Genomic DNA, 19,061 nt, shown 5'->3' on the forward strand with positions numbered 1-19,061 from the left:
CCGGTTAGCCATTCATGTCCCGTTCAGCCCGCCTGCTCGACCTCGTCCAGATCCTTCGCCGCCATCGCCGGCCGGTGAGCGGCCGCACGCTTGCGGACGCAATCGGCGTATCGATCCGCACCCTCTATCGCGACATCGCGACGCTGCAGGGGCAGGGCGCGCCAATCGAAGGCGAGGCGGGGCTTGGCTATGTGCTGAAGCCCGGCTTCATGCTGCCGCCGCTGATGTTCAGCGACGAGGAGATCGAGGCGATCGTGCTCGGCTCGCGCTGGGTGGCTAAGCAGCCGGACAAAAGGCTGGCGGCCGCCGCGGCGGATGCGCTGGCCAAGATCGCGGCGGTGCTGCCGGATGATCTGCGCGACGATCTCGACGCGACGACACTGCTCGTCGGGCCGGGCTCGGAAAATGCCGAAGCGATCGACCTCGGCATCGTGCGGCAGGCGATCCGTGACGAGCGCAAGCTTGGCTTCCTTTATCGCGACGCCGGGGGAGCGGCATCGAAGCGTCTGGTCTGGCCGTTCGCGCTCGCCTTCTTCGACAAGGTACGGGTGATGGTGGCGTGGTGCGAAACGCGCCAGGATTTCCGGCATTTCCGCGCCGACCGGATGTCCGGCCTGACAGCGACAGACATCCGCTATCCGCGCCGCCGCCAGGCGATGCTGAAGGAGTGGCGGGCGGGCCTTGACGCGCCCGGCCGGAACGGCGCGAAAGACGCTTCCGGCTGATCGCTGCTGCCAGAATCTGACAGCAGGTTCGCATATCGTCTCCAAGGTTCAGACACTTTGGAGATCAGATATGACCACGCCGAATTTCGTCATCCTCTATGTCGACAGCCCGGAAAAGAGCGGCGCGTTCTACGCTTCGCTGCTCGGGCGCGAGCCGGTTGAATCCTCGCCGACCTTCGTGATGTTCGTGCTCGACAAGGGGTTCAAGCTCGGCCTCTGGTCGCGCCACACGGTCGAGCCGGCTGCGGCGGCAGCAGGCGGTGGGGGCGAGCTCGTGATCGCGGTCGAGAATGCGGCTGGGGTCGACGCCACTCATGCGGATTGGACTGGCAGAGGCCTTAAGGTACTGCAGGCGCCACTAGATCTCGATTTCGGCCGCACCTTCGTTGCCCTCGATCCCGACAATCATCGCCTGCGCGTCTATTGGCCTAATGGGCAGTAGGCAGCAGGCAGCAGGCTATTTTCCCTATTGCCTACTGCCCAATCCCTACTGCCTATTTGAGCGCGTTGTAGACGGCGACGCCGGCGGCGAGATCCTCTAGCGCCGCGCCGACCGACTTGAACAGCGTGATCTCGTCGTCGGTTTGCCGGCCCTGTTTCTCGCCGCGCGCGAGCTCGTGCAGGTCGGCGACAATCGCTTCCGGTTTCAGCACGCCGGAGGCCAGCGGCTGGACGATGTCGCCGGCTTCCTTGGTGGCGCCGGCGCGGGTGTCGACATAGACGCGGGCACGCTTGATCGCATCGTCATCGCTCTCGCGCATCGTCGGCGTGAAGCCGCCGACGAGATCGACATGGGCGCCCGGCTTCAGCAGCGCGCCCTTGACCAGCGGCGTGTTCGAGATGGTCGCGGAAGCGACGATGTCAGCCTCGGCAAGCTCCGCGTCGAGATCGCCGGCGGCATTTGCCGGAAGGCCTTCGGCGCGCAACGCGGCGGCCACTTTTTCGGCATTGGCCGGCGTGCGGTTCCAGATGCGGATGGATGTGATCGGCCTGACCGCCGAATGCGCCTTGGCAAGGAAGGGCGACAGTGCGCCGGCGCCGATCACCAGAAGCCGCGAGGCGTCCTTGCGGGCGAGATAGGAGGCGGCGAGCGCGGAGGCGCAGGTCGTGCGCCACTGCGTCAGCCGCTGGCCGTCGATCAGCGCTTGCGGCTCGCCGGTGACGCCGTCGAGCAAAAGATAAAGGCCCATGACCGCCGGCTTGCCGATGGCATTGTTGTCCGGCGACACGGTGACGATCTTGACGCCGATATGGCCTCCCTCGGAGGTGCCCGCGGCGTTGAAGTCGGTCCAGGCCGGCATCAAAAGCAAGGTCGAGGCGGCGCCGTCCGGCCGTTCGACGCCATGATGGTGGCGAACCGGCTGCACGGCGCCATCGCGAAAAGCCGTGCGCAATGTCTCGACAAGGCCGGGAAAGGTCAGCGCGCGGTCGACCTCGGCGGCCGAAATGGTCAGCATTGAAAGCTCCGTGGTGTCGAAAGGACGCTCGACTATCTTCTACGCAATTCCGGACGGAAAACCGCTACGCACTTTGCCTGGAATTGCTAAAGCGCGTCGCGCTGAAACAGAATCAGGCGGCGCGCTTTAAGCCTTTGTTCGATGCATATCGTTGTCCCAGAACCGCTTCGCACTTCTGGGCGACATGCATTAGTTCGTCGGGTTGGGCAGCGCCAGTCCCTTGGGCGCCACGGGCGTGCGGCTCACCGCCTGGCGCAGGTTTTCCGCCTCGAGGCCGCGCTGGCGCGCGAGCTTGCGATAGCGTCCCTGCTTCACCCAGGTGGCCAGGCTTCCGAGGACCATGCCGATGGCCAAAGCCAGGAACAGGAAGATGAAAAGCGGCAGGCTCAGCGTCAGCGCGGGATTGCCGGGATGAAATGGATCGACCGTGAAGGCGACAGGGCCGCGATTGGCGACGGCGAGCGCGATCAGGATGACGGCCAGCGGCACGAAGACCACGACGAGGACGAAGCGATTGAACATCAAATCTCCATGGAGAGGCTTCTTGAAGCGCGCATGTCCTTGTCCCGAAACCGGTCTCCGCTTCCGGGAGACAGACATGCCTTAGGCGCCGAGACGCCGTTTCGCCGCCGGCCCGGCGCCTATTTGCCGCCGTTCAGCCTTTCGCGCAACTCCTTGCCGGTCTTGAAGAACGGCACCCATTTTTCCTCGACTTCAACGGATTCGCCGGTGCGCGGGTTGCGACCGGTGCGGGCCGGACGGTTCTTCACCGAAAAGGCGCCGAAACCGCGCAGCTCGACCCGGTTGCCCTCAGCAAGCGCGTCGGTGATCTCGTCAAAGATCGCGCCGACGATGTTTTCGACGTCGCGCAGGAAAAGGTGCGGGTTGCGTGCAGCAATGATCTGCACAAGTTCGGATTTGATCATAGAACATTCCCCGTAAAACCACTGCAACCGATTATCAGGATGATTTTATTGCTTTTTCGGCTCGTCCCAACGGCACCTTAAGGGTGCCAGACCGAAACGAGACCGTCAAGAAACAAGCGGTCGGCGCCAAGTTCGTGAATGATATCGCCGCCGGCATCCGGCAGGCCGAGCGCCTTGGCCGCCACTTTTGCCATCGACTGGGAAAACAGGAAACCGCCATGCCTGTCCTTGTCCTTCCACTCGACGACCTTGAGCTTGCTGTCCACGCCCTTCGTCGCCAGCCAGTCGATCGCCTCCTGCTCGCCGCCGACGGCGTCGACCAGGTGGTTGGCCAAAGCCTGGCGGCCGGTGAAGATCGAACCGTCGGCCAGAGCCAGCGCCTGCTCATGCGTCATCTTGCGGCGATCGGCGACGATGCCGACGAACCAGTCGTAGCTGTCGAGGATCAGCTTGCGCACCATGGCGCGCTCGTCGTCATTGGTCGGCTTGAAGGGCGAGGGCGAAGCCTTGAGCGGCGACGATTTCACCTCCTCCAGCTTGATGCCGAGCTTGTCCATGAGACCGCTGACGTCAGGATACTGGATCAGCACGCCGATCGAACCGACGATGGATGTCTTGCGGGCGACGATGTGGTCGGCTGCGCTTGCGATCATATAGCCGGCCGACGCCGCCAGCGTGCCGACTTCGGCCACCACCGGCTTGTCGCCGGCAAGCTTGCGCACGGCGTCGAATGTGGACTCGCCTCCGACCGTGGTGCCTCCCGGCGAATCGATCGACAGGATGACGCCCTTCACCTCCGGCGACTTGCGGATCGATTCCAGCCTTTTGAGCAGCTCCTCGTCCTCGGTGATGGTGCCTTCAATCTTGACCTTGGCGATGTGGGGGACCGCCCGGCCGGTAAAATTGTCGTCATAGACCCAGGTCGAGAAGGCGATGATCGCTGCCGCCAGAACCAGAAACGCGACCACGCGCCAGAACGTCAGCTTGCGGCGCAAGCGGCGGCGGTCGATCAAGTCGTCGGCTCTCATTGCCATTGTCAGCCTCGTGGGTGGTGGGAAAGCACGCTTTTAAAGCAAGCTTCTACACACGGCTACCGTTTCCTGGCGCGGGTCATCCGCTTCACAGAAGGGTGACCCCTCTACTTTCTTGTCCTGATGCAATTCCTGTCGGAAACCGCTCGCAGCTTTCCCGGAACTGTTCCGAAAGGCCCGGCTTCGGCCTCCGGCGGTGACGCCGGGCTCACGAAAAATTAACGCAAGCAGTCCGTATCTGCTATGAAGTACAGGCCGTCTCGCCGAATTCCTTTCGATTTTGCGCGCGGCAGCTGTCACATTTTTGCAGTTTTCCTCCGCTTGTGCTTGCTTGTAGGTGCCGGCATACCACCTATAGGCGGTGTTTGGGCGGGCAAAGGTCCATTAGAAAAAGTCATGTTGGCGCGATCTGACGAAACGAGCGATGCCGGTGAGGCATCGGCTCCCGCGAACCAAGGCGGCACGCGTGGCGATGCGTTCAACCGCGCCCGGCGGCACTCGCGCCGCGTGCGCGTGCTGAAATTCGCGGTGCCGCTGCTCGCGGTCGCGATCGCCGTCGCTTTTCCGGTCTATTCCTACCTCAAAGCGCCGCTGTCGGTCTCGGTGCAGGCCGACGGCACGGCGTTTTCCGATGGCAAGCTGGTGATGGCCAATCCGAAGCTCAACGGCTTCACCAAGCAGAAGCTTCCATATTCGCTGACGGCGACCAGGGCGACGCAGGATGTCGGCCAGCAGGCCGTCATCGACCTCGAAGGCATCAACGCCAGACTGCCCGTCGCCACCGACAACATCGTGTCGGTGGATGCCGCGCACGGTATCTACAATCGCGACGCCAACACGATGGATCTGACCAGCGACGTCAGCGTGACGACGACGGACGGCCTGATGGCGAAGTTCAAATCGATCTTCCTAGACATGGGCAAAGGCTCTATGAAGACGAGCAACCCGGTCGACGTCAGTCGTGGCGGGTCGCGCATCACCGCGGACTCGATGTCGGTCGAGGACAATGGCAGGCTCGTGGTCTTCGAGAGCCGGGTTCGCGTCAACATAGATCCAACTGCGCTGAAGGCAGCGGGGGTAAACGGTGGAGAACAGAATGCGTCGCAGTAAATCCGCATGGCTTCCGGGCGCTGCTTCCGCATTGCTGTTTTTGGCAACGGCGCATTCGTTCGCGCAGTCGAGCGCGACCAGCCAGATTCCCGGGCTCAAGCTGTCGGGTGACCAGCCGATCCAGATCGAAAGCGACAAGCTCGAGGTCCGCCAGGCCGAAAGCATGGCCGTGTTCAGCGGCAATGTGACGGTTAATCAGGGGCCGACCCTGCTCAAGGCCGGCAAGATGACGGTCTACTATGTCAAGGATGCCAATGCCGGCAAAAGTGCCGCGGCCGGCGCATCGGCGATGACGGGCGCCGCCAATATCGACCATCTCGAGGTCGAGAACAAAGTCTACATCAAATCGAACGACCAGATCGCCACCGGCGACACCGGCAAATTCGACATGAAGACGCAGGTGCTGGTGCTTTCCGGCAAGGAAGTGGTGCTGTCGCAGGGCGACAATGTGCTCAAGGGCTGCAAGCTCACCGTGCAGATGAAGAGCGGCCTCGGCAATGTCGAAGGCTGTCCTCGCGTCATCATGATGTTCAAGCCGCAGAAACAGGACGCGCAGCAGGGAGCGTCGAGCAAATAATGGCCGGCGTGACTTCGCTGCTGGCCCGTCTTCCGGGACGGGCAGCCGCACAACCCGCTGCGCCGGCGACGGTCGGCGCCGACAAGGCGAAGTTCAAGGGCACCCTGATCGCGAAGGGGCTGACCAAGAGCTACAAGGGTCGCAAGGTGGTGAGCGGTGTGACGCTCGGCGTGCGCGCCGGTGAGGCTGTCGGCCTGCTCGGCCCCAACGGCGCTGGCAAGACCACCTGTTTCTACATGGTCACCGGCCTTGTTCCCGTCGACGAAGGCTCGATCGAGATCGACGGCTTCGATGTCACCTCGATGCCGATGTACCGGCGCGCCCGCCTCGGCATCGGCTATCTGCCGCAGGAAGCGTCGATCTTCCGCGGCCTGAATGTCGAGCAGAACATCCGGGCCGTGCTGGAGGTGGTGGAAAAGAGCCGCAAGGAACGCGAGCGCACGCTCGACGAGCTGCTCGAGGAGTTTCACATCAGCCATCTGCGCAAGGCGCCGTCCATGTCGCTGTCGGGCGGCGAACGGCGTCGCCTCGAAATCGCGCGGGCGCTGGCGACGCGGCCTGCCTATATGCTGCTCGACGAGCCCTTCGCCGGCATCGATCCGATCGCCGTCGCCGATATCCAGCAACTCGTTCGCCACCTCACGGCGCGCGGCATCGGCGTCTTGATCACCGACCACAATGTGCGCGAGACGCTCGGCCTGATCGACCGCGCCTACATCATCCATGCCGGTCAGGTGCTGACGCATGGCCGCGCCGACGAGATCGTCGCCAACGCCGATGTGCGGCGTCTCTATCTCGGCGAGGGTTTCACGCTCTGACCGCGGGTTTCGACGCATTTCAATGGCCGCGTCACGGCTTTCGGTCATTTTAGCGCTCGATAACGCTCCGGTAAGCCGCAGCTGCTAGCGTTTTGCTTGACAAGCAAAAGCCGGGCCAGTTTCTATGCCCGACCGAAAAATAGTCGACGCGTAGACGAGGCGTTTGAAGTCCATCATGGCGCTGGCAGCCAAACTGCAGCTCAGACAATCCCAGTCGCTGGTGATGACGCCGCAGCTGATGCAGTCGATTAGGCTGCTGCAGCTCACCCATGTCGAGCTCGAGCGCTTCATCGACGAGGAGATCGAGCGCAACCCGCTGCTGGAACGGGCCGAGCCGCAGGACGATGCCGCCGGCGATCTATCCCAGAAAAGCGAGACATCGCCGGAAAAGGGCACCGACGGCGACTGGTTCGAGGGCGAGATGGAGTGGAGCGCGGAAGCGATCTCGCAAAAGCTCGATTCTTCCCTGGAGAACCTGTTTCCAGACGACCCAGGCACCAGCGAGAGGCTGGGGCCGGATCTCACGGCGCAATGGAAGTCGGCCGCCGGGGGCGGCGCGGGCGGAGCATCGTCCGAGGGGTTCGACGTCGGCGACATGGCCGCGGCCGCCATCACGCTGCGCGAACATGTCGGCGAGCAAATCGCGCTTGCCTCCTTGAGCCCCGGCGAACGCCTTATCGCGGGTGAGCTGGCCGAGGGGCTCGACGAAGCCGGGTACCTGCGCACCGAACTCGACGAGATCGCGGTTCGGCTCGGCACGGACGGCGCGGCGGTGGCGCGGGTGCTTGGCGTGTGCCAGACCTTCGAGCCAGCAGGACTTTTCGCGCGCGACCTTGCCGAGTGCCTGTCGCTGCAACTGGCGGTGCGCGACCGGCTCGATCCGGCGATGAAGGCGCTGGTCGCCAACCTCGAGCTTCTGGCGCGGCGGGATTTCCAGTCGCTGAAACGCATCTGCGGCGTCGACGAGGAAGACCTGCTCGACATGCTGGCCGAGATCCGCGCGCTCGATCCGCGGCCCGGCCTGGCGTTTTCGGGCGGCGCGAGCGACGCGATCGTCGCCGATGTCGAGGTGCGCGCCGCCAATGACGGCAGCTGGGCGGTGGAGCTCAATGCCGATACGCTGCCTCGCGTGCTGGTGGACAATGTCTATTTCGCCCGCATTTCGAGCCATGCCAAGGACCAGGCGGAAAAAGAGTTTCTCGCCGAATGCCTGCAGAACGCCAACTGGCTGACGCGCAGCCTCGATCAACGGGCCAAGACCATTCTCAAGGTGGCGTCCGAGATCGTGCGGCAACAGGACGCTTTCCTCGTCCATGGCGTGCGCCATCTCAAGCCGCTCAACCTGCGTACGGTGGCCGACGCCATCGGCATGCATGAATCGACGGTCAGCCGCGTCACCGCCAACAAATATATGCTGACGCCGCGCGGCGTCTTCGAGCTGCGCTATTTCTTCACCGCGTCAATTGCCTCCGCGGAAGGCGGCGAAGCGCATTCGTCCGAGGCCGTGCGCGACCGCATCAAGCAGATGATCGACGAGGAAAAGCCCATCGACGTGCTTTCCGACGACGCCATCGTCGACATGCTCAAGGAAAGCGGGGTCGACATCGCGCGCCGCACCGTCGCGAAATATCGCGAAGGCATGAACATTCCCTCGTCGGTGCAGCGGCGGCGGGAGAAGCGGGCGCTCGCGAACGCCGGCCGCTAGGCCGATGCGAATCTCGACAAGCCCTGGCCGGTGCGAGACGGTGCTGATTTCCCACAATTCCCGAGTTTCATTGACAAGCCGCAATGAAGTGTCTAGAAGCCCGCCCGCATGGAGCAGGGCGGTGATGCCCGCTAGCGAATGGGTCCGTCAGACACGGCCATGGACGGCCAAGAAGGCGACTTGTGATCAACCGGAAAGTTCGGGTCTAAAATCGGCGCGCATGCCGCTGCAAAGCTTGTGCGCGCGCACCACGGGTATAAACTCGGGAACAGTTTGAAGCCTGAGCAAGGAAGGTCAGTTTTCAGATGAATCTACGCATTTCGGGAAAACACATGGACATCGGCGATGCGTTCCGCACGCGCATCAACGACCGGGTCGGCGAGGCGATCGAGAAATATTTCGATCGGGGTTTTTCAGGACATGTCACGGTCATCAAATCGGGGTCGCGTTTCTCCGCCGACTGCATGGTCCGGCTCGATTCCGGCGCTTCTTTGCAGGCGACCGGCGATGCCCAGGACCCGACGCTTGCCTTCGAGGCGGCGGCCGACCGCCTGGAAACGCGGCTGCGGCGCTACAAGCGCCGGCTGAAGTCGCGCAACACCGGCAACGGCAATGGCGAAGAGCCGACCGACATCGCCTACACCGTGATGGCTCCCCTCGCCGACGACGAGGAAGACATTCCGGAGGACTTCGCTCCGGTCATCGTCGCCGAATCAAGCTTGACGCTGCGGACCATGTCGGTGGCTTCGGCGGTCATCGAGCTCGACAACAGCGACAGCCCGGTCTTCCTGTTCCGCAACGCCGGAACCGACCATCTCAACATCGTCTACCGCCGGCCGGATGGCAACATCGGCTGGATCGATCCGTCGACGACCAAAGTCGCGCAAGGATAAAAAGCCAGCCGCGCAAGGGGGCGACGACTGGCGCGGCAGGCGAGCAAGGGATTTTTCAAGCATGGATCTCAGCGATCTCATCAGCGTTCCGGCGATCATGCCGGCGTTGAAGGCGAATTCCAAAAAGCAGCTTCTGCAATTGCTGTCGGAGAGGGCGGCGGCGATTTCGGGGATTCCGGAGCGGGAGGTGTTCGACACCATCCTGCAGCGCGAGCGGCTGGGCTCGACCGGCGTCGGCAACGGCATTGCCATTCCTCATGGCAAGCTCGCCGGCGTGAAGCGGATCGCCGGCGTCTTCGCCCGGCTGGAAACGCCGGTCGATTTCGAGGCGCTGGACGACCAGCCGGTCGACCTGGTGTTTTTGCTGCTTGCGCCGGAAGGCGCCGGCGCCGACCATCTCAAGGCGCTGTCGCGCATCGCGCGCGTGCTGCGCGATGCCGACACGGTGGCCAAGATCAGGGGAACGCGCGACGCGGTGGCGATCCACGCGCTCTTGTCTGATACGCAGGCCTCGCACGCGGCCTGACGTTTTGGGATCGAACCTGGTTTTTGGGATGAAACCCTAGAGGGGCCGCCGGGAGCGGCCCTTTCCATTTCAGACTGCCAGCAATCGCCTTAGTGAATGGCGACAGTGGTCAGGTCGTTCTCCAACGCACCCGCCAGTGCCCGGTCACGGGCGTCGGAAAGCAGAATCGGCTGGCCGTTGGCGGCAAACAGCGCCCACAGCTCCAGGCCGGGCGCGATCTCGCCGAGGCCGGGGAAGCGGCCGCGCAGGTCGTCGCTCGACACTTTCCTGAGATAAGCGACCGAACCTTCGCCGAGATGAGCGAGTTCGCCGCTGGTCATGGTGATCGTTTCGTCAGTTCTGGTCATTTCAAGCCTCCTTGGCGCGAGGACGCCAGGATCGGCCGCCTCGCATAGAGCCATCGGCAAAGGTCAGTCTTTCACCGATATGTTTATTTTCCGTACCATCCGCTCGGACTCCGGCCGATCGAGATCGATCGACAGCAGACCGTTCTTAAGTTCCGCCGCGATCACCCGCATGCCGTCGGCCAGCACGAAGCAGCGCTGGAACTGGCGCGCGGCGATGCCGCGGTGCAGGAATTCGCGCTCGGTGTCGTCAGTCTGACGACCGCGCACGATCAGCTGGTTTTCCTCCGTGGTGACATCGAGGTCGCTTTCTGCAAAACCGGCAACGGCCAGCGTGATGCGCAGCCTTTCGGCCTTGCCGTCGGCGGCATTGAGGCGCTCGATATTGTACGGAGGGTAGCTGTCGCCGGACTTCGCCAGACGCTCAAGCGTCTTTTCCATGGCATCAAAACCCAGGAGAAGCGGGCTGGAGAAAGGCGTCATTCGACTCATTGTTACACTGTCCTCTGAAGAGCGACACAAACTGGAAAAACCCGGATGGCATTTTTCCCGATGGTCTTGATATGGTCCGTCGCGCGATCAAGTTCAAGCCGCCAAATCAGGATGGCGTTTCGTCGAACCGTCATCTTCATCCAGCCTTTCATTGGAGCATGATTTCGTCCGAAAACCGGTTCCCACCTTCCGGGAACCATGCTCTAAAACCCGCCCAAAAAGACTTCCCAAAAGGAATTGAAATGCCCCAGTCCAGAAAGATCATCATCGACACGGATCCCGGCCAGGACGATGCCGTCGCCATATTGCTGGCGCTCGGCAGTTCCGAGCTGGAGATCGTCGGCATCACCGCGGTAGCCGGCAACGTGCCGCTGAATCTGACCCAGAACAACGCCCGCAAGATATGCGAGCTGGCCGGCCGGCCCGACATCAAGGTCTATGCCGGCGCCATCCGGCCGCTGGCGCGTGAACTCGTCACCGCCGAGGAGGTGCATGGCAAGACCGGCCTGAACGGCCCGCAGCTGCCCGAGCCGACCATGCCGCTCCAGGAACAATATGCCGTCGATTTCATCGTCGAGACGCTGATGCGCGAGGAAAGCGGCACCATCACGCTCTGCCCGCTCGGACCACTCACCAACATCGCGCTGGCGCTGATCCGCGAGCCCAGGATCGCGCCGCGGATCAAGGAAATCGTCCTGATGGGCGGCGGCTTCTTCGAGGGCGGCAATGTCACGCCGGCCGCCGAATTCAATATCTATGTCGACCCGCAGGCCGCCGATCTGGTGTTCAAATCGGGCATTCCGATCGTGATGATGCCGCTCGACGTCACCCACAAGGCGCTGACCACGTCCGAGCGCATCCAGGCCTTCCGCAAGCTCGGCACCAAGGTCGGCACCGCGACCGCCGAGATGCTGGAATTCTTCGAGCGCTATGACGAGGAAAAATACGGCACCGATGGCGGGCCGCTCCACGACCCGTGCGTGATCGCCTATCTCCTCAAGCCGGAGCTGTTCAAGGGCCGCCACTGCAATGTCAGCGTCGAGACGACCTCCGAGCTCACCATGGGCATGACGGTGATCGACTGGTGGGGCGTCGCCAAGCGCAAAAAGAACGCCATGGTGATGCGCGACATCGACCATGACGGCTTCTTCGCGCTGCTGGTGGAGCGGCTCGGGCGGCTTTAGCGCCTTTCCTTCCCCCCTTGTGGGGGAAGGTGGCCGAGCGAAGCTCGGTCGGATGAGGGGTGTTCCAGGGAACGCCGACGTCTCACTCCGCTGGAACACCCCTCATCCGTCTCGGCGCTATCGCGCCGATCCACCTTCTCCCACAAGGGGAGAAGGGAGAGGTGCTACTTCGCCTTCGAGAACGCCAGCCACAGCCCGCCACCGACCAGGAAAGTGCCGCTGATGCGCGACATCAGCTTGACGCGGCTGGCCGACAGAACGCGCCCGGCGCGGCCCGCGGCAAGGGCATAGGTCGAATCCGACATGGCGGCGAAGATCATCGCTGTCAGGCCCATGACGACAATCTGCAGCGTATAATTGCCCTGCGGGGCGATGAACTGCGGGAAGAAGGCGCCGAAGAACACCAAGGTCTTCGGATTGCTGATCGCCACCAGAAAACCCTGCAGGAAGAAGCCGCCGCGCGGCTTTTTGGCCGAGCCGTCGGGGTTCAGCGCGCCCTTGGCGCGGAACATCTGCACGCCCATCCAGAAGAGATAAGCGGCGCCGATCAGCCGCACCCATTCGAACCAGTGGCCCATGCCGGCGATCAGCGTGTTGAGGCCGATGCCGACGATAGCGATCATGATGGCAAGGCCGGCCTGGGTGCCGGCGACGTTGGCCAAGCCCGCGCGCGAGCCGTGGCGGATGCTGTTGGCGATGATCAGCGTGACCGTGGGACCCGGCACCAGGATGATGACGATGCAGGCGACGACGTAGGTGGCGTAGAGTTCCAGCGACATGATCTTCCCCCGAACAGGACAGCGCCGACTTGGGCGGAGCGCGATCAATGCACGGGATTGATGCTGGCGCAAGCTGGCCGGGCAGGGCGGCCCGTCATGCAGCTCCCGCCGCCCATGGCAGGGTTGCCTCGTAGGCGGCGCCGGCCTTGAGTACGGCGAGATCGCCGCGCGGGCGGCCGATCAATTGCATGCCCATGGGCCGGCCCTTCTCGTCGAAGCCGGCCGGCACGTTGAGCGCCGGGCAGCCGCCCAGCGTGGCAAAGGCAGAGACCTGCATCCAGCGGTGATAGCTGTCCATAGTTCGCCCCGCGAGCTCGCGCGGCCAGTGGGTGGTCACGTCGAACGGGAAGACCTGAGCGGTGGGCAGCGCGATCAGGTCGAAGCGCTCGAAAAGCGCAAGCAACGTCCTGTGCCAGGACGTGCGCCGGACGGTCGCGGCATGGATCTGCGGGGCGGTCAGGCGCATCCCCTGCTCCACTTCCCAGACGGCCTCCGGCTTCAGAAGCCTGCGTTTTGCCGGATCGTCGTAATGCGCCTTCAGCCCGCAGCCGCTGCTCGCCTGGCGCAATGTGACAAAAGCCTGCCACAGCGCCTCGAAGTCAACATCCGGCACCAAGGCCTCGCTGTGGAAGGAAGCATCGGCGAAGCGGGCAAGCGCGGCCTCGCAAAGGTCAAGCACGCCGGGCTCCGTCGGCAAGCGACCGCCGAGGTCGCCCAGCCAGGCGATGCGGCCGCCTGACGCTTTGGTCCGCAAACCTTCAAGGAACGAGCCCGTCTTGTCGTGCGAAAGCGGTGCATGCGGGTGATAGCCGGCCTGCTCATCAAGCAGCAGCGCGATGTCGCGAATGTTGCGGCCCATCGGCCCTTCGACGCCCATCTGCGAATGGAAGACATCGACGTCCGGGCCAGCAGGCACCAAGCCCTGCGAGGGACGGAAGCCGTAGACATTGTTGTAGGCCGCCGGATTGCGCAGCGAACCGCCGAAGTCGCTGCCGTCGGCGACCGGCACCATGTCGAGCGCCAGCGCCACGGCCGCGCCGCCGCTCGAGCCGCCGGCGGTCAGCGCCGGGTCGAAGGCGTTGAGCGTCGGCCCGAAAACCGGATTGTAGGTGTTGGAGCCGAGGCCGAATTCCGGAACATTGGTCTTGCCGATGATGATGGCCCCGGCCTCGCGGACGCGCTCGACGAAGAAGTCATCCGTGTCGGGAATGAAATCGGCAAAGATCGGCGAGCCGAAGGTGGTTCTGAGCCCCTTGGTCTGGGCAAGGTCCTTGATGGCGATCGGCAGGCCGTACAGCGATCCGGCCTCGCCGCCACGGGCGAGATGAGCATCGGCCCTGCCGGCCTCGGCAAGGACATCGGCGCGCTCGCGCAGCGAGACGATGGCATTGACCTGTGGGTTCACGGCCTCGATGCGGTCGAGGAACGCGCCGACCACCTCGCGAACCGAAAAGCGACGCCGTCTGATGCCTTCAGCGAGTTCAACGGCGGAGAGGCGGCAGATATCGCCGGCCGGCGGCACGGCATGTTTTGTGACGGGGCGCATCGCTCAACGGGTGCCCGCCAAAGTCGCGTCGACATCCTTGGCCAGTGGGATCGCCGGTTGCGCGCCTGGCTTCAGGCAGGCGAGCGACCCGGCCGCGGCGGCGCGGGTGAGCGCATCCTGAAGTGACAGACCGGACGATAGGCCGGCGCCGAAATAGCCGCAAAACGTATCGCCAGCGCCGACCGTGTCGACCGGGGTGATCTTCAGCGCGGGGACGGCAAGGAAATCGCCCGGTGTGGCGGCCAGCACCCCGTCGCCACCGAGCGTGACGACGATGATGCTGCCTGTCTTTTTGGCATAGTCGCGCATGCGGGCCGGGCGGTCGCGCCCCGAAAGCGCGAGGGCCTCGCCATAGAGATCGAACTCGGTTTCGTTGGCGACGGCATAGTCGGCCTTGCCGAGGAGGCCGGCGGCTTCGGCACGGAACGGGGCGGTGTTGAGCACGCTGATGGCGCCCGCCGCGCGCGCCGCGTCGAGTGTGGCCTCGACGGTCTGCAACGGGATCTCGTGCTGCAGGAGCACGACGTCGCCTTTCTTGAGATAGGCCTTGGCGACATCGCCCGGCACCACCGAATCATTGGCGCCCGGCACGACGGCGATGACATTTTCGCCGTCGGCGCCGACCAGGATCAACGCTGTGCCGGTGGAGGCGAAGCTCTCGCCGACACCGGACAGATCGACATTGCCGGCCTTGAGAAGGGCGAGCGCCTCGGCGGCAAAACTATCCTTGCCGACCGCGCCCACCATGCGCACTTGCGCGCCGGCGCGCACCGCGGCCAGCGCCTGGTTGGCCCCCTTGCCGCCGGGCGCGGTGGCGAAGCCGGAGCCGCGCACCGTCTCGCCGGGTTCCGGCAAGCGGTCGACATTGGCGATGAGGTCGAGGTTGATCGAACCGACAACGATAATCAAAAAACTGCCTCCCGGTGAGGCGGGTCAGCCTGTGCTGAAAGGCGGACCTGCTCCAAAACTTCTGCTTTCTTGCGCAATTCCAGGGGAAATGCATGGCGTGTTTTTTCCCCTGGAATTGCAGGCTGGGCGCGAAGCTAGCCGCAAAGCCCGCCGGTTGCCAGATCATGTCGTCGCTGGCGCGGTCTGGCCCACAGCATCATTCGCAACGGACAGTGACCTCCGCCTGGTAACTGCCGGCCGGGAAGATGCCCGGCGATTTCGTGGCGGTCAGATCGACCTGGATGGTATGGGTGCCGTTGGTCAGCCGCTGCGGCGAGCCGCCTGGGTTATCCAGCCCCGAGCCGTCGAGGCGGAAGACTGAGGCGAAAGAGACGTCGGTGTCGCCGCCGCTCGGAGCCGAGGTGAAGGCGATCGGCGCCGGCGCGGAGACGGTATAGCAGTCTAGCAGGTTCAGGATCGAACACAGCGTCGAGTTCGCGATGATGGTGGCGCCGGCGCTCGACCCGCCCGCCTGCTTGGAACCAAATATGTTGATAGAGGGGTTCGACTTCATCGTTCCCGAGGCACCGATCATGATGGTGCAGGTGCCGATGATCGCCGCCTGTGCCGGGAGACAGAAGCCGGCAAGCGCTGCCGTCGTAAGCAGCGCGCGGCTATTTCCTCTTCTTTTTCTTTTCATTGCCGGTCGTGCCTCTGATGCTCCAGCCTTCGTTGGCCCATCCCGCCGATGCGGCCGAGCGAGCCGTAGGAGCCTCGGAAGCCGTGGCAGCGATGCCCGTCGTGCTCCCCGTTGTCTGACCATCGGCGCCAAGGCCCATTTTCAGGAGCTTCAATTCAAGCTGCAGGCGCTCGACTTCCAGCTCGTAGAGGCGGCTGCAATCGACGCGTTTCGGCGTCCGCCCGATCGGGATCACCACGCGGCCGTATGTTGCGATGTCGCTATTGGCCTGATTGCTGCCGTTGTTGCCCCGGATGACGCCGAGGTCGAGATAGGCGCCGCTGCCGGAGACGGCTGAGCGGCAGGTCGTGCCGTCGCTGGCATGAACCTCGTCCTGGCCCTGAGGCAGGCTGACGCCGGGCAGACTGAAACCGGTCTGGTTCTGATTCAGGTTCAGGATGTCCTCGGCAAGCCCCTGACTTACGACAGCCAAGGCGGACAGCAGGGACAAGGTCAGAACCTGCGATGCCCGAAAAACTTTCCGCATATCTGTGCCCTTATCTGGGTCTGCTCGCTTGGAAAGGGGATACTCTCGGTACAGATACGCACCTTGCGCTCGTTCGCGCCGTCGAACGGGACGACCACCAGAACCGGACGCGACGCCTGGCCGGCCAGAAGGAAGGCGCTTGGCGTGATCTTGGCGTCGACCGGCTGGAAATCCTGGTCATAGACATGAATCTCGACACGAATGCGCTGGTTATACGGGTTGCCTGGGAAGACACGAACGGCGAAGGCATCCGCGAAGGATCGTACCTCGCCCCGCATCGGCGTCATCGACTGGCCGGTCGCGGCTATGGGAAACAGCACGGCAGTCAGGCCCGCCGCCAGAATTGCAATCGTTCTCAAGGATCACTCCTTTCGCGACAAGACTATTCGCAGCGCAGCGTCACCGTTGCTTGGTAGTTGCCGGCGGAGAAGCGGTTCGTGCCGCTCTTGGTGCCGGAAAGATTGACGGCGACCGTGGATGTGCCTGGCACCGTCAGGGCCGTCGCAGTGCCGGTTTCCGCAATCGTCTGGGCGCCGGAAGTGGCGAAGGTGGGGGTCCATGTCGTTGCCGTAACGTCCGAAGCCGGCACGGTCGTCGTGGTTACCGGGTCTACGCTGAGCGAGACGCCGCCCGTGGTATCGACCTGAGCGCTGCCGGCTGAGCCGCCGGCATTATGCGAGCTCAGCGACTGAAGATTGCTGCTGACGGTCATCGTACCGTTGGAGTTGATCGTGACCGTGCAGGTCGCGGTAATCGTACCATTGAACAGCACATTTCCGGTGGTGGCGGCCGATGCTGCCTGGCCGCCGCAGGCGGCGAGCACGCTCGCAGCCATGACGGCGCGAAAGAACTTCATTGAGACCCCGCTTTCGAGCCGGATATTGCGGCTCAATGTAGGGTTATCTTCTCTTTATCGTGGTTAATTTAGCGTTAACTGAAATAACAACGGAAAGCAACTTCAAAGAAAGCGGCGATAACCGGAGGTTGTCGCCGGTTGCATTTCATGAACAAGGCTGTTTATTTGTTTGGCTTGTGCCGCTTTATATTTGATGCGCGGTTTTTCGCAAGGAGGCGCGAAAAAATCGATTGTTTTTCAGGACGTCACTTGTCCCGCTTCCCAACCGAGGATGGCGCGCTTGCGCGTCAGGCCCCAGTGATAGCCGGTGAGCGCGCCGGACTTGCCCAACGCCCGGTGGCAGGGCACCACGAACGACATCGGGTTGGCGCCCACCGCCGCGCCCACGGCCCGGCTCGCGCTTGGCGCGCCGATGCTTGCCGCGATCGAGGAATAGGTGCAGGCCCTACCCATCGGGATGCGCAGCAATGCTTCCCAGACGCGAAGCTGGAAATCAGTGCCTATCATCACCACGCGCAGCGGCTGGTCGGCGCGCCATTGCGTCGGGTCGAAGACCCGCGCGGCGTAAGCCTGGGTGGCGGACATGTCCTCGACGTAAGTCGCGTTCGGCCAGCGGCCGGACATGTCGGCGAAGGCAGCCCGCTCGCCGCCGGCGTCACAGAAGGCGAGGCCCGCCAGGCCCCGGTCGGTGACCATGATGAGCGCGATGCCGAAAGGCGAGATGTGATAGCCGTAGCGGATGGTGAGACCCGCGCCCCGGGTCTTATAGTCGCCGGGCGACATCGCCTCATGGGTGACGAAGAGGTCGTGCAGCCGGCCGGGACCGGACATGCCGAGCTCGAACGAGGTCTCCAGGAGCGGCATGCCTGAATCGAGCAGCCTGCGCGCGTGGTCGAGCGTCACCGCCTGCAGGAAGGCCTTGGGCGACAGGCCGGCCCAGCGCGTGAACAGTTTCTGCAGGCCGGTCGGCGTCTCGCCGACTTCCTCGGCCAGCACCTCGAGCGAGGGCTGGTCGCGATAGTCGAGGCTGATCTTCTCGATGGCGCGGCGCACGACGTCATAGTCGCTGCCTTTCGGCGTGATGTCGTTCTCAAGGATCGCGGTTGGTTTCATCCGCGTATTCATGGTCATCTGAGCGTTCATGGCAATATCTCCTTGACCGCGAATATCGGTCCTCCAGAGCTTTGCCACCACCCGAAACTTGCCTTCCCGCCATCCGCACCCAGATAGAGTCAGCTTCGCGCCGAAGAGGACGATCATGACCGTCGAAAAGGTTGATCTGACCGGGGCAAGAGAGACCTTGCTGATGACGCTCTACGGCAAGGCGCTGGAGAGCCGGCTGGCCAATTCGCTGCTCCAGGATCGCTTTGCCGACGAGGCGGTGCGCAGGATCGACTATGATTTCTCAAGGCTCAAGGTCGGCGGCAACCTCGGGCTAAGATTTGCATCCGGGCGAAGACACTGGACGTATCAGCGCGTCTTGGCGGTCGCCAGCGCGCGCGAAAAGGCGGTGGCAAAACTTTCGCGGTCGTCGGGATTGAGGAAGCCGCCAATCGCGACACTCTTGCCTTGCGCCTCGACGGCCATCTTGGTGATGCCGATCTCAGCATGGCGGGCGATCGAGAACCGCGTCCAGAACGGGTTGAAGCGATGGTTTTCCGAGCGGCCGGAAGGCGCTGTCTTGCGAATGTCGAGACTGGTGCGCGAGACCGAGATTTCCTCACGGGCGCGCGCAGCCCGGTAATTGGCGCGGAAAGCGATGTAGACGGCGACCACGTCAAGGCCGAAGAAGCCAAACACCGGCCAGGCGCCATGCGCCAGGAAGAACGCGCCGGTGACCGCCCAGCCGAACAGAAGCGCTCCCATCAGGATCAGGAAGCCGGTGCGGCCGAGCGAGCGGTGCGGCGTCAGCAAGGCCTGGAAAAATGGCTCGTCGGCCTGGAACGAGGCGTTTGTGTCGCTCATGAGGGAATATTAT

24 protein-coding genes are annotated in these 19,061 nt (G+C 63.6%); 9 read left to right on the forward strand and 15 right to left on the reverse strand.

What is annotated here, in order from left to right:
• The first annotated feature begins 14 nt into the window (after positions 1 to 14).
• Positions 15 to 725 carry a helix-turn-helix transcriptional regulator gene (locus tag LB515_RS22635; RefSeq protein WP_224709016.1) on the forward strand — a complete coding sequence of 237 codons (711 nt, stop codon included), beginning with the start codon at positions 15 to 17 and terminating at the stop codon, positions 723 to 725.
• 70 nt (positions 726 to 795) lie between these two features.
• Positions 796 to 1,167 (forward strand): VOC family protein, encoded by a 372-nt coding sequence (locus LB515_RS22640; RefSeq protein WP_224709017.1) that lies wholly within the window; start codon positions 796 to 798, stop codon positions 1,165 to 1,167.
• 52 nt (positions 1,168 to 1,219) lie between these two features.
• On the opposite strand, the gene LB515_RS22645 is transcribed toward LB515_RS22640, so the two are convergent.
• The 4 genes from LB515_RS22645 to sppA all read right to left on the reverse strand — a co-directional run bounded on the left by LB515_RS22645 (position 1,220) and on the right by sppA (position 4,142).
• Complete coding sequence (locus LB515_RS22645; RefSeq protein ID WP_224709018.1) at positions 1,220 to 2,182, reverse strand: ornithine cyclodeaminase family protein; 963 nt, start codon at positions 2,180 to 2,182, stop codon at positions 1,220 to 1,222.
• Between the two features lie 189 nt (positions 2,183 to 2,371).
• Positions 2,372 to 2,704 (reverse strand): LapA family protein, encoded by a 333-nt coding sequence (locus LB515_RS22650; RefSeq protein ID WP_224709019.1) that lies wholly within the window; start codon positions 2,702 to 2,704, stop codon positions 2,372 to 2,374.
• A gap of 119 nt (positions 2,705 to 2,823) precedes the next feature.
• Entirely contained in the window at positions 2,824 to 3,108 is a 285-nt protein-coding gene (locus LB515_RS22655) for an integration host factor subunit beta (RefSeq protein WP_027165368.1), read from the reverse strand.
• A gap of 77 nt (positions 3,109 to 3,185) precedes the next feature.
• Positions 3,186 to 4,142: a signal peptide peptidase SppA gene (sppA, locus tag LB515_RS22660; protein ID WP_224709020.1), complete on the reverse strand. Its 957-nt coding sequence runs from the start codon at positions 4,140 to 4,142 to the stop codon at positions 3,186 to 3,188.
• A 393-nt stretch (positions 4,143 to 4,535) separates the two neighbouring features.
• Here sppA and lptC point away from each other — a divergent pair, with 393 nt between their 5' ends.
• From lptC to ptsN, 6 genes are all read left to right on the forward strand, one after another.
• Positions 4,536 to 5,249: an LPS export ABC transporter periplasmic protein LptC gene (lptC, locus tag LB515_RS22665; protein WP_140710212.1), complete on the forward strand. Its 714-nt coding sequence runs from the start codon at positions 4,536 to 4,538 to the stop codon at positions 5,247 to 5,249.
• Positions 5,236 to 5,826 carry an LptA/OstA family protein gene (locus tag LB515_RS22670; protein ID WP_224532219.1) on the forward strand — a complete coding sequence of 197 codons (591 nt, stop codon included), beginning with the start codon at positions 5,236 to 5,238 and terminating at the stop codon, positions 5,824 to 5,826. Before lptC ends, LB515_RS22670 begins: the two co-directional genes overlap by 14 nt.
• The gene (gene lptB, locus LB515_RS22675) at positions 5,826 to 6,644 is read left to right on the forward strand and encodes an LPS export ABC transporter ATP-binding protein (RefSeq protein WP_095769266.1); all 819 of its coding nucleotides are present in this window, start codon (positions 5,826 to 5,828) and stop codon (positions 6,642 to 6,644) included. Before LB515_RS22670 ends, lptB begins: the two co-directional genes overlap by 1 nt.
• A 175-nt stretch (positions 6,645 to 6,819) precedes the next feature.
• Positions 6,820 to 8,349, forward strand: coding sequence for an RNA polymerase factor sigma-54 (gene rpoN, locus LB515_RS22680; protein WP_224709021.1), 1,530 nt, complete (start codon positions 6,820 to 6,822; stop codon positions 8,347 to 8,349).
• A 305-nt stretch (positions 8,350 to 8,654) separates the two neighbouring features.
• Positions 8,655 to 9,242: a ribosome hibernation-promoting factor, HPF/YfiA family gene (gene hpf, locus LB515_RS22685; RefSeq protein ID WP_224630319.1), complete on the forward strand. Its 588-nt coding sequence runs from the start codon at positions 8,655 to 8,657 to the stop codon at positions 9,240 to 9,242.
• 61 nt (positions 9,243 to 9,303) lie between these two features.
• Positions 9,304 to 9,768 (forward strand): PTS IIA-like nitrogen regulatory protein PtsN, encoded by a 465-nt coding sequence (ptsN, locus tag LB515_RS22690; RefSeq protein WP_042641064.1) that lies wholly within the window; start codon positions 9,304 to 9,306, stop codon positions 9,766 to 9,768.
• A gap of 89 nt (positions 9,769 to 9,857) precedes the next feature.
• On the opposite strand, the gene LB515_RS22695 is transcribed toward ptsN, so the two are convergent.
• Both LB515_RS22695 and LB515_RS22700 read right to left on the reverse strand, forming a co-directional pair.
• Positions 9,858 to 10,115, reverse strand: coding sequence for a DUF1150 family protein (locus LB515_RS22695; RefSeq protein WP_036257920.1), 258 nt, complete (start codon positions 10,113 to 10,115; stop codon positions 9,858 to 9,860).
• A gap of 63 nt (positions 10,116 to 10,178) precedes the next feature.
• The gene (locus LB515_RS22700) at positions 10,179 to 10,604 is read right to left on the reverse strand and encodes an Hsp20 family protein (protein WP_095769269.1); all 426 of its coding nucleotides are present in this window, start codon (positions 10,602 to 10,604) and stop codon (positions 10,179 to 10,181) included.
• A gap of 242 nt (positions 10,605 to 10,846) precedes the next feature.
• On the opposite strand from LB515_RS22700, the gene LB515_RS22705 reads away from it, so the two are divergent.
• Positions 10,847 to 11,788 carry a nucleoside hydrolase gene (locus LB515_RS22705; protein WP_224709022.1) on the forward strand — a complete coding sequence of 314 codons (942 nt, stop codon included), beginning with the start codon at positions 10,847 to 10,849 and terminating at the stop codon, positions 11,786 to 11,788.
• Positions 11,789 to 11,952: 164 nt separating this feature from the next.
• Here the strand turns inward: LB515_RS22705 and LB515_RS22710 are convergent, their stop codons facing one another.
• From LB515_RS22710 to LB515_RS22750, 9 genes are all read right to left on the reverse strand, one after another.
• Positions 11,953 to 12,567, reverse strand: a complete 615-nt coding sequence (locus tag LB515_RS22710) for a LysE family translocator (RefSeq protein ID WP_224709023.1) — start codon at positions 12,565 to 12,567, stop codon at positions 11,953 to 11,955.
• Positions 12,568 to 12,661: 94 nt separating this feature from the next.
• Positions 12,662 to 14,113 carry an amidase gene (locus LB515_RS22715; RefSeq protein ID WP_224709024.1) on the reverse strand — a complete coding sequence of 484 codons (1,452 nt, stop codon included), beginning with the start codon at positions 14,111 to 14,113 and terminating at the stop codon, positions 12,662 to 12,664.
• 3 nt (positions 14,114 to 14,116) lie between these two features.
• A complete protein-coding gene (locus LB515_RS22720) occupies positions 14,117 to 15,022 on the reverse strand; it encodes a ribokinase (RefSeq protein ID WP_224709025.1) in 906 nt (301 codons plus the stop codon).
• A 196-nt stretch (positions 15,023 to 15,218) separates the two neighbouring features.
• Positions 15,219 to 15,701, reverse strand: coding sequence for a hypothetical protein (locus tag LB515_RS22725; protein WP_095769274.1), 483 nt, complete (start codon positions 15,699 to 15,701; stop codon positions 15,219 to 15,221).
• Positions 15,676 to 16,227 carry a hypothetical protein gene (locus LB515_RS22730; RefSeq protein WP_224709026.1) on the reverse strand — a complete coding sequence of 184 codons (552 nt, stop codon included), beginning with the start codon at positions 16,225 to 16,227 and terminating at the stop codon, positions 15,676 to 15,678. The genes LB515_RS22725 and LB515_RS22730 overlap by 26 nt, the downstream gene beginning before the upstream one ends.
• Positions 16,194 to 16,586, reverse strand: coding sequence for a hypothetical protein (locus LB515_RS22735; RefSeq protein WP_095769276.1), 393 nt, complete (start codon positions 16,584 to 16,586; stop codon positions 16,194 to 16,196). Before LB515_RS22735 ends, LB515_RS22730 begins: the two co-directional genes overlap by 34 nt.
• Before the next feature lie 23 nt (positions 16,587 to 16,609).
• A complete protein-coding gene (locus tag LB515_RS22740; protein ID WP_224548052.1) occupies positions 16,610 to 17,083 on the reverse strand; it encodes a hypothetical protein in 474 nt (157 codons plus the stop codon).
• Positions 17,084 to 17,320: 237 nt separating this feature from the next.
• Entirely contained in the window at positions 17,321 to 18,226 is a 906-nt protein-coding gene (locus LB515_RS22745) for a methylated-DNA--[protein]-cysteine S-methyltransferase (RefSeq protein ID WP_224709027.1), read from the reverse strand.
• Positions 18,227 to 18,553: 327 nt separating this feature from the next.
• Positions 18,554 to 19,048 carry a DUF2244 domain-containing protein gene (locus LB515_RS22750; RefSeq protein WP_140846281.1) on the reverse strand — a complete coding sequence of 165 codons (495 nt, stop codon included), beginning with the start codon at positions 19,046 to 19,048 and terminating at the stop codon, positions 18,554 to 18,556.
• Between the last annotated feature and the right edge of the window lie 13 nt (positions 19,049 to 19,061).

Source organism: Mesorhizobium sp. CA15, from assembly GCF_020165215.1.
Taxonomy (GTDB): domain Bacteria; phylum Pseudomonadota; class Alphaproteobacteria; order Rhizobiales; family Rhizobiaceae; genus Mesorhizobium.

Excerpts from the sequence above, each read along its gene's own strand:
- LB515_RS22635 (WP_224709016.1), top strand. The coding sequence starts at position 15 with ATGTCCCGTTCAGCCCGCCTGCTCGACCTCGTCCAGATCCTTCGCCGC.
- LB515_RS22640 (WP_224709017.1), top strand. The coding sequence starts at position 796 with ATGACCACGCCGAATTTCGTCATCCTCTATGTCGACAGCCCGGAAAAG.
- LB515_RS22645 (WP_224709018.1), bottom strand. The coding sequence starts at position 2,182 with ATGCTGACCATTTCGGCCGCCGAGGTCGACCGCGCGCTGACCTTTCCC.
- LB515_RS22650 (WP_224709019.1), bottom strand. The coding sequence starts at position 2,704 with ATGTTCAATCGCTTCGTCCTCGTCGTGGTCTTCGTGCCGCTGGCCGTC.
- LB515_RS22655 (WP_027165368.1), bottom strand. The coding sequence starts at position 3,108 with ATGATCAAATCCGAACTTGTGCAGATCATTGCTGCACGCAACCCGCAC.
- sppA (WP_224709020.1), bottom strand. The coding sequence starts at position 4,142 with ATGGCAATGAGAGCCGACGACTTGATCGACCGCCGCCGCTTGCGCCGC.
- lptC (WP_140710212.1), top strand. The coding sequence starts at position 4,536 with ATGTTGGCGCGATCTGACGAAACGAGCGATGCCGGTGAGGCATCGGCT.
- LB515_RS22670 (WP_224532219.1), top strand. The coding sequence starts at position 5,236 with ATGCGTCGCAGTAAATCCGCATGGCTTCCGGGCGCTGCTTCCGCATTG.
- lptB (WP_095769266.1), top strand. The coding sequence starts at position 5,826 with ATGGCCGGCGTGACTTCGCTGCTGGCCCGTCTTCCGGGACGGGCAGCC.
- rpoN (WP_224709021.1), top strand. The coding sequence starts at position 6,820 with ATGGCGCTGGCAGCCAAACTGCAGCTCAGACAATCCCAGTCGCTGGTG.
- hpf (WP_224630319.1), top strand. The coding sequence starts at position 8,655 with ATGAATCTACGCATTTCGGGAAAACACATGGACATCGGCGATGCGTTC.
- ptsN (WP_042641064.1), top strand. The coding sequence starts at position 9,304 with ATGGATCTCAGCGATCTCATCAGCGTTCCGGCGATCATGCCGGCGTTG.
- LB515_RS22695 (WP_036257920.1), bottom strand. The coding sequence starts at position 10,115 with ATGACCAGAACTGACGAAACGATCACCATGACCAGCGGCGAACTCGCT.
- LB515_RS22700 (WP_095769269.1), bottom strand. The coding sequence starts at position 10,604 with ATGAGTCGAATGACGCCTTTCTCCAGCCCGCTTCTCCTGGGTTTTGAT.
- LB515_RS22705 (WP_224709022.1), top strand. The coding sequence starts at position 10,847 with ATGCCCCAGTCCAGAAAGATCATCATCGACACGGATCCCGGCCAGGAC.
- LB515_RS22710 (WP_224709023.1), bottom strand. The coding sequence starts at position 12,567 with ATGTCGCTGGAACTCTACGCCACCTACGTCGTCGCCTGCATCGTCATC.
- LB515_RS22715 (WP_224709024.1), bottom strand. The coding sequence starts at position 14,113 with ATGCGCCCCGTCACAAAACATGCCGTGCCGCCGGCCGGCGATATCTGC.
- LB515_RS22725 (WP_095769274.1), bottom strand. The coding sequence starts at position 15,701 with ATGAAAAGAAAAAGAAGAGGAAATAGCCGCGCGCTGCTTACGACGGCA.
- LB515_RS22730 (WP_224709026.1), bottom strand. The coding sequence starts at position 16,227 with ATGCGGAAAGTTTTTCGGGCATCGCAGGTTCTGACCTTGTCCCTGCTG.
- LB515_RS22740 (WP_224548052.1), bottom strand. The coding sequence starts at position 17,083 with ATGAAGTTCTTTCGCGCCGTCATGGCTGCGAGCGTGCTCGCCGCCTGC.
- LB515_RS22745 (WP_224709027.1), bottom strand. The coding sequence starts at position 18,226 with ATGAACGCTCAGATGACCATGAATACGCGGATGAAACCAACCGCGATC.
- LB515_RS22750 (WP_140846281.1), bottom strand. The coding sequence starts at position 19,048 with ATGAGCGACACAAACGCCTCGTTCCAGGCCGACGAGCCATTTTTCCAG.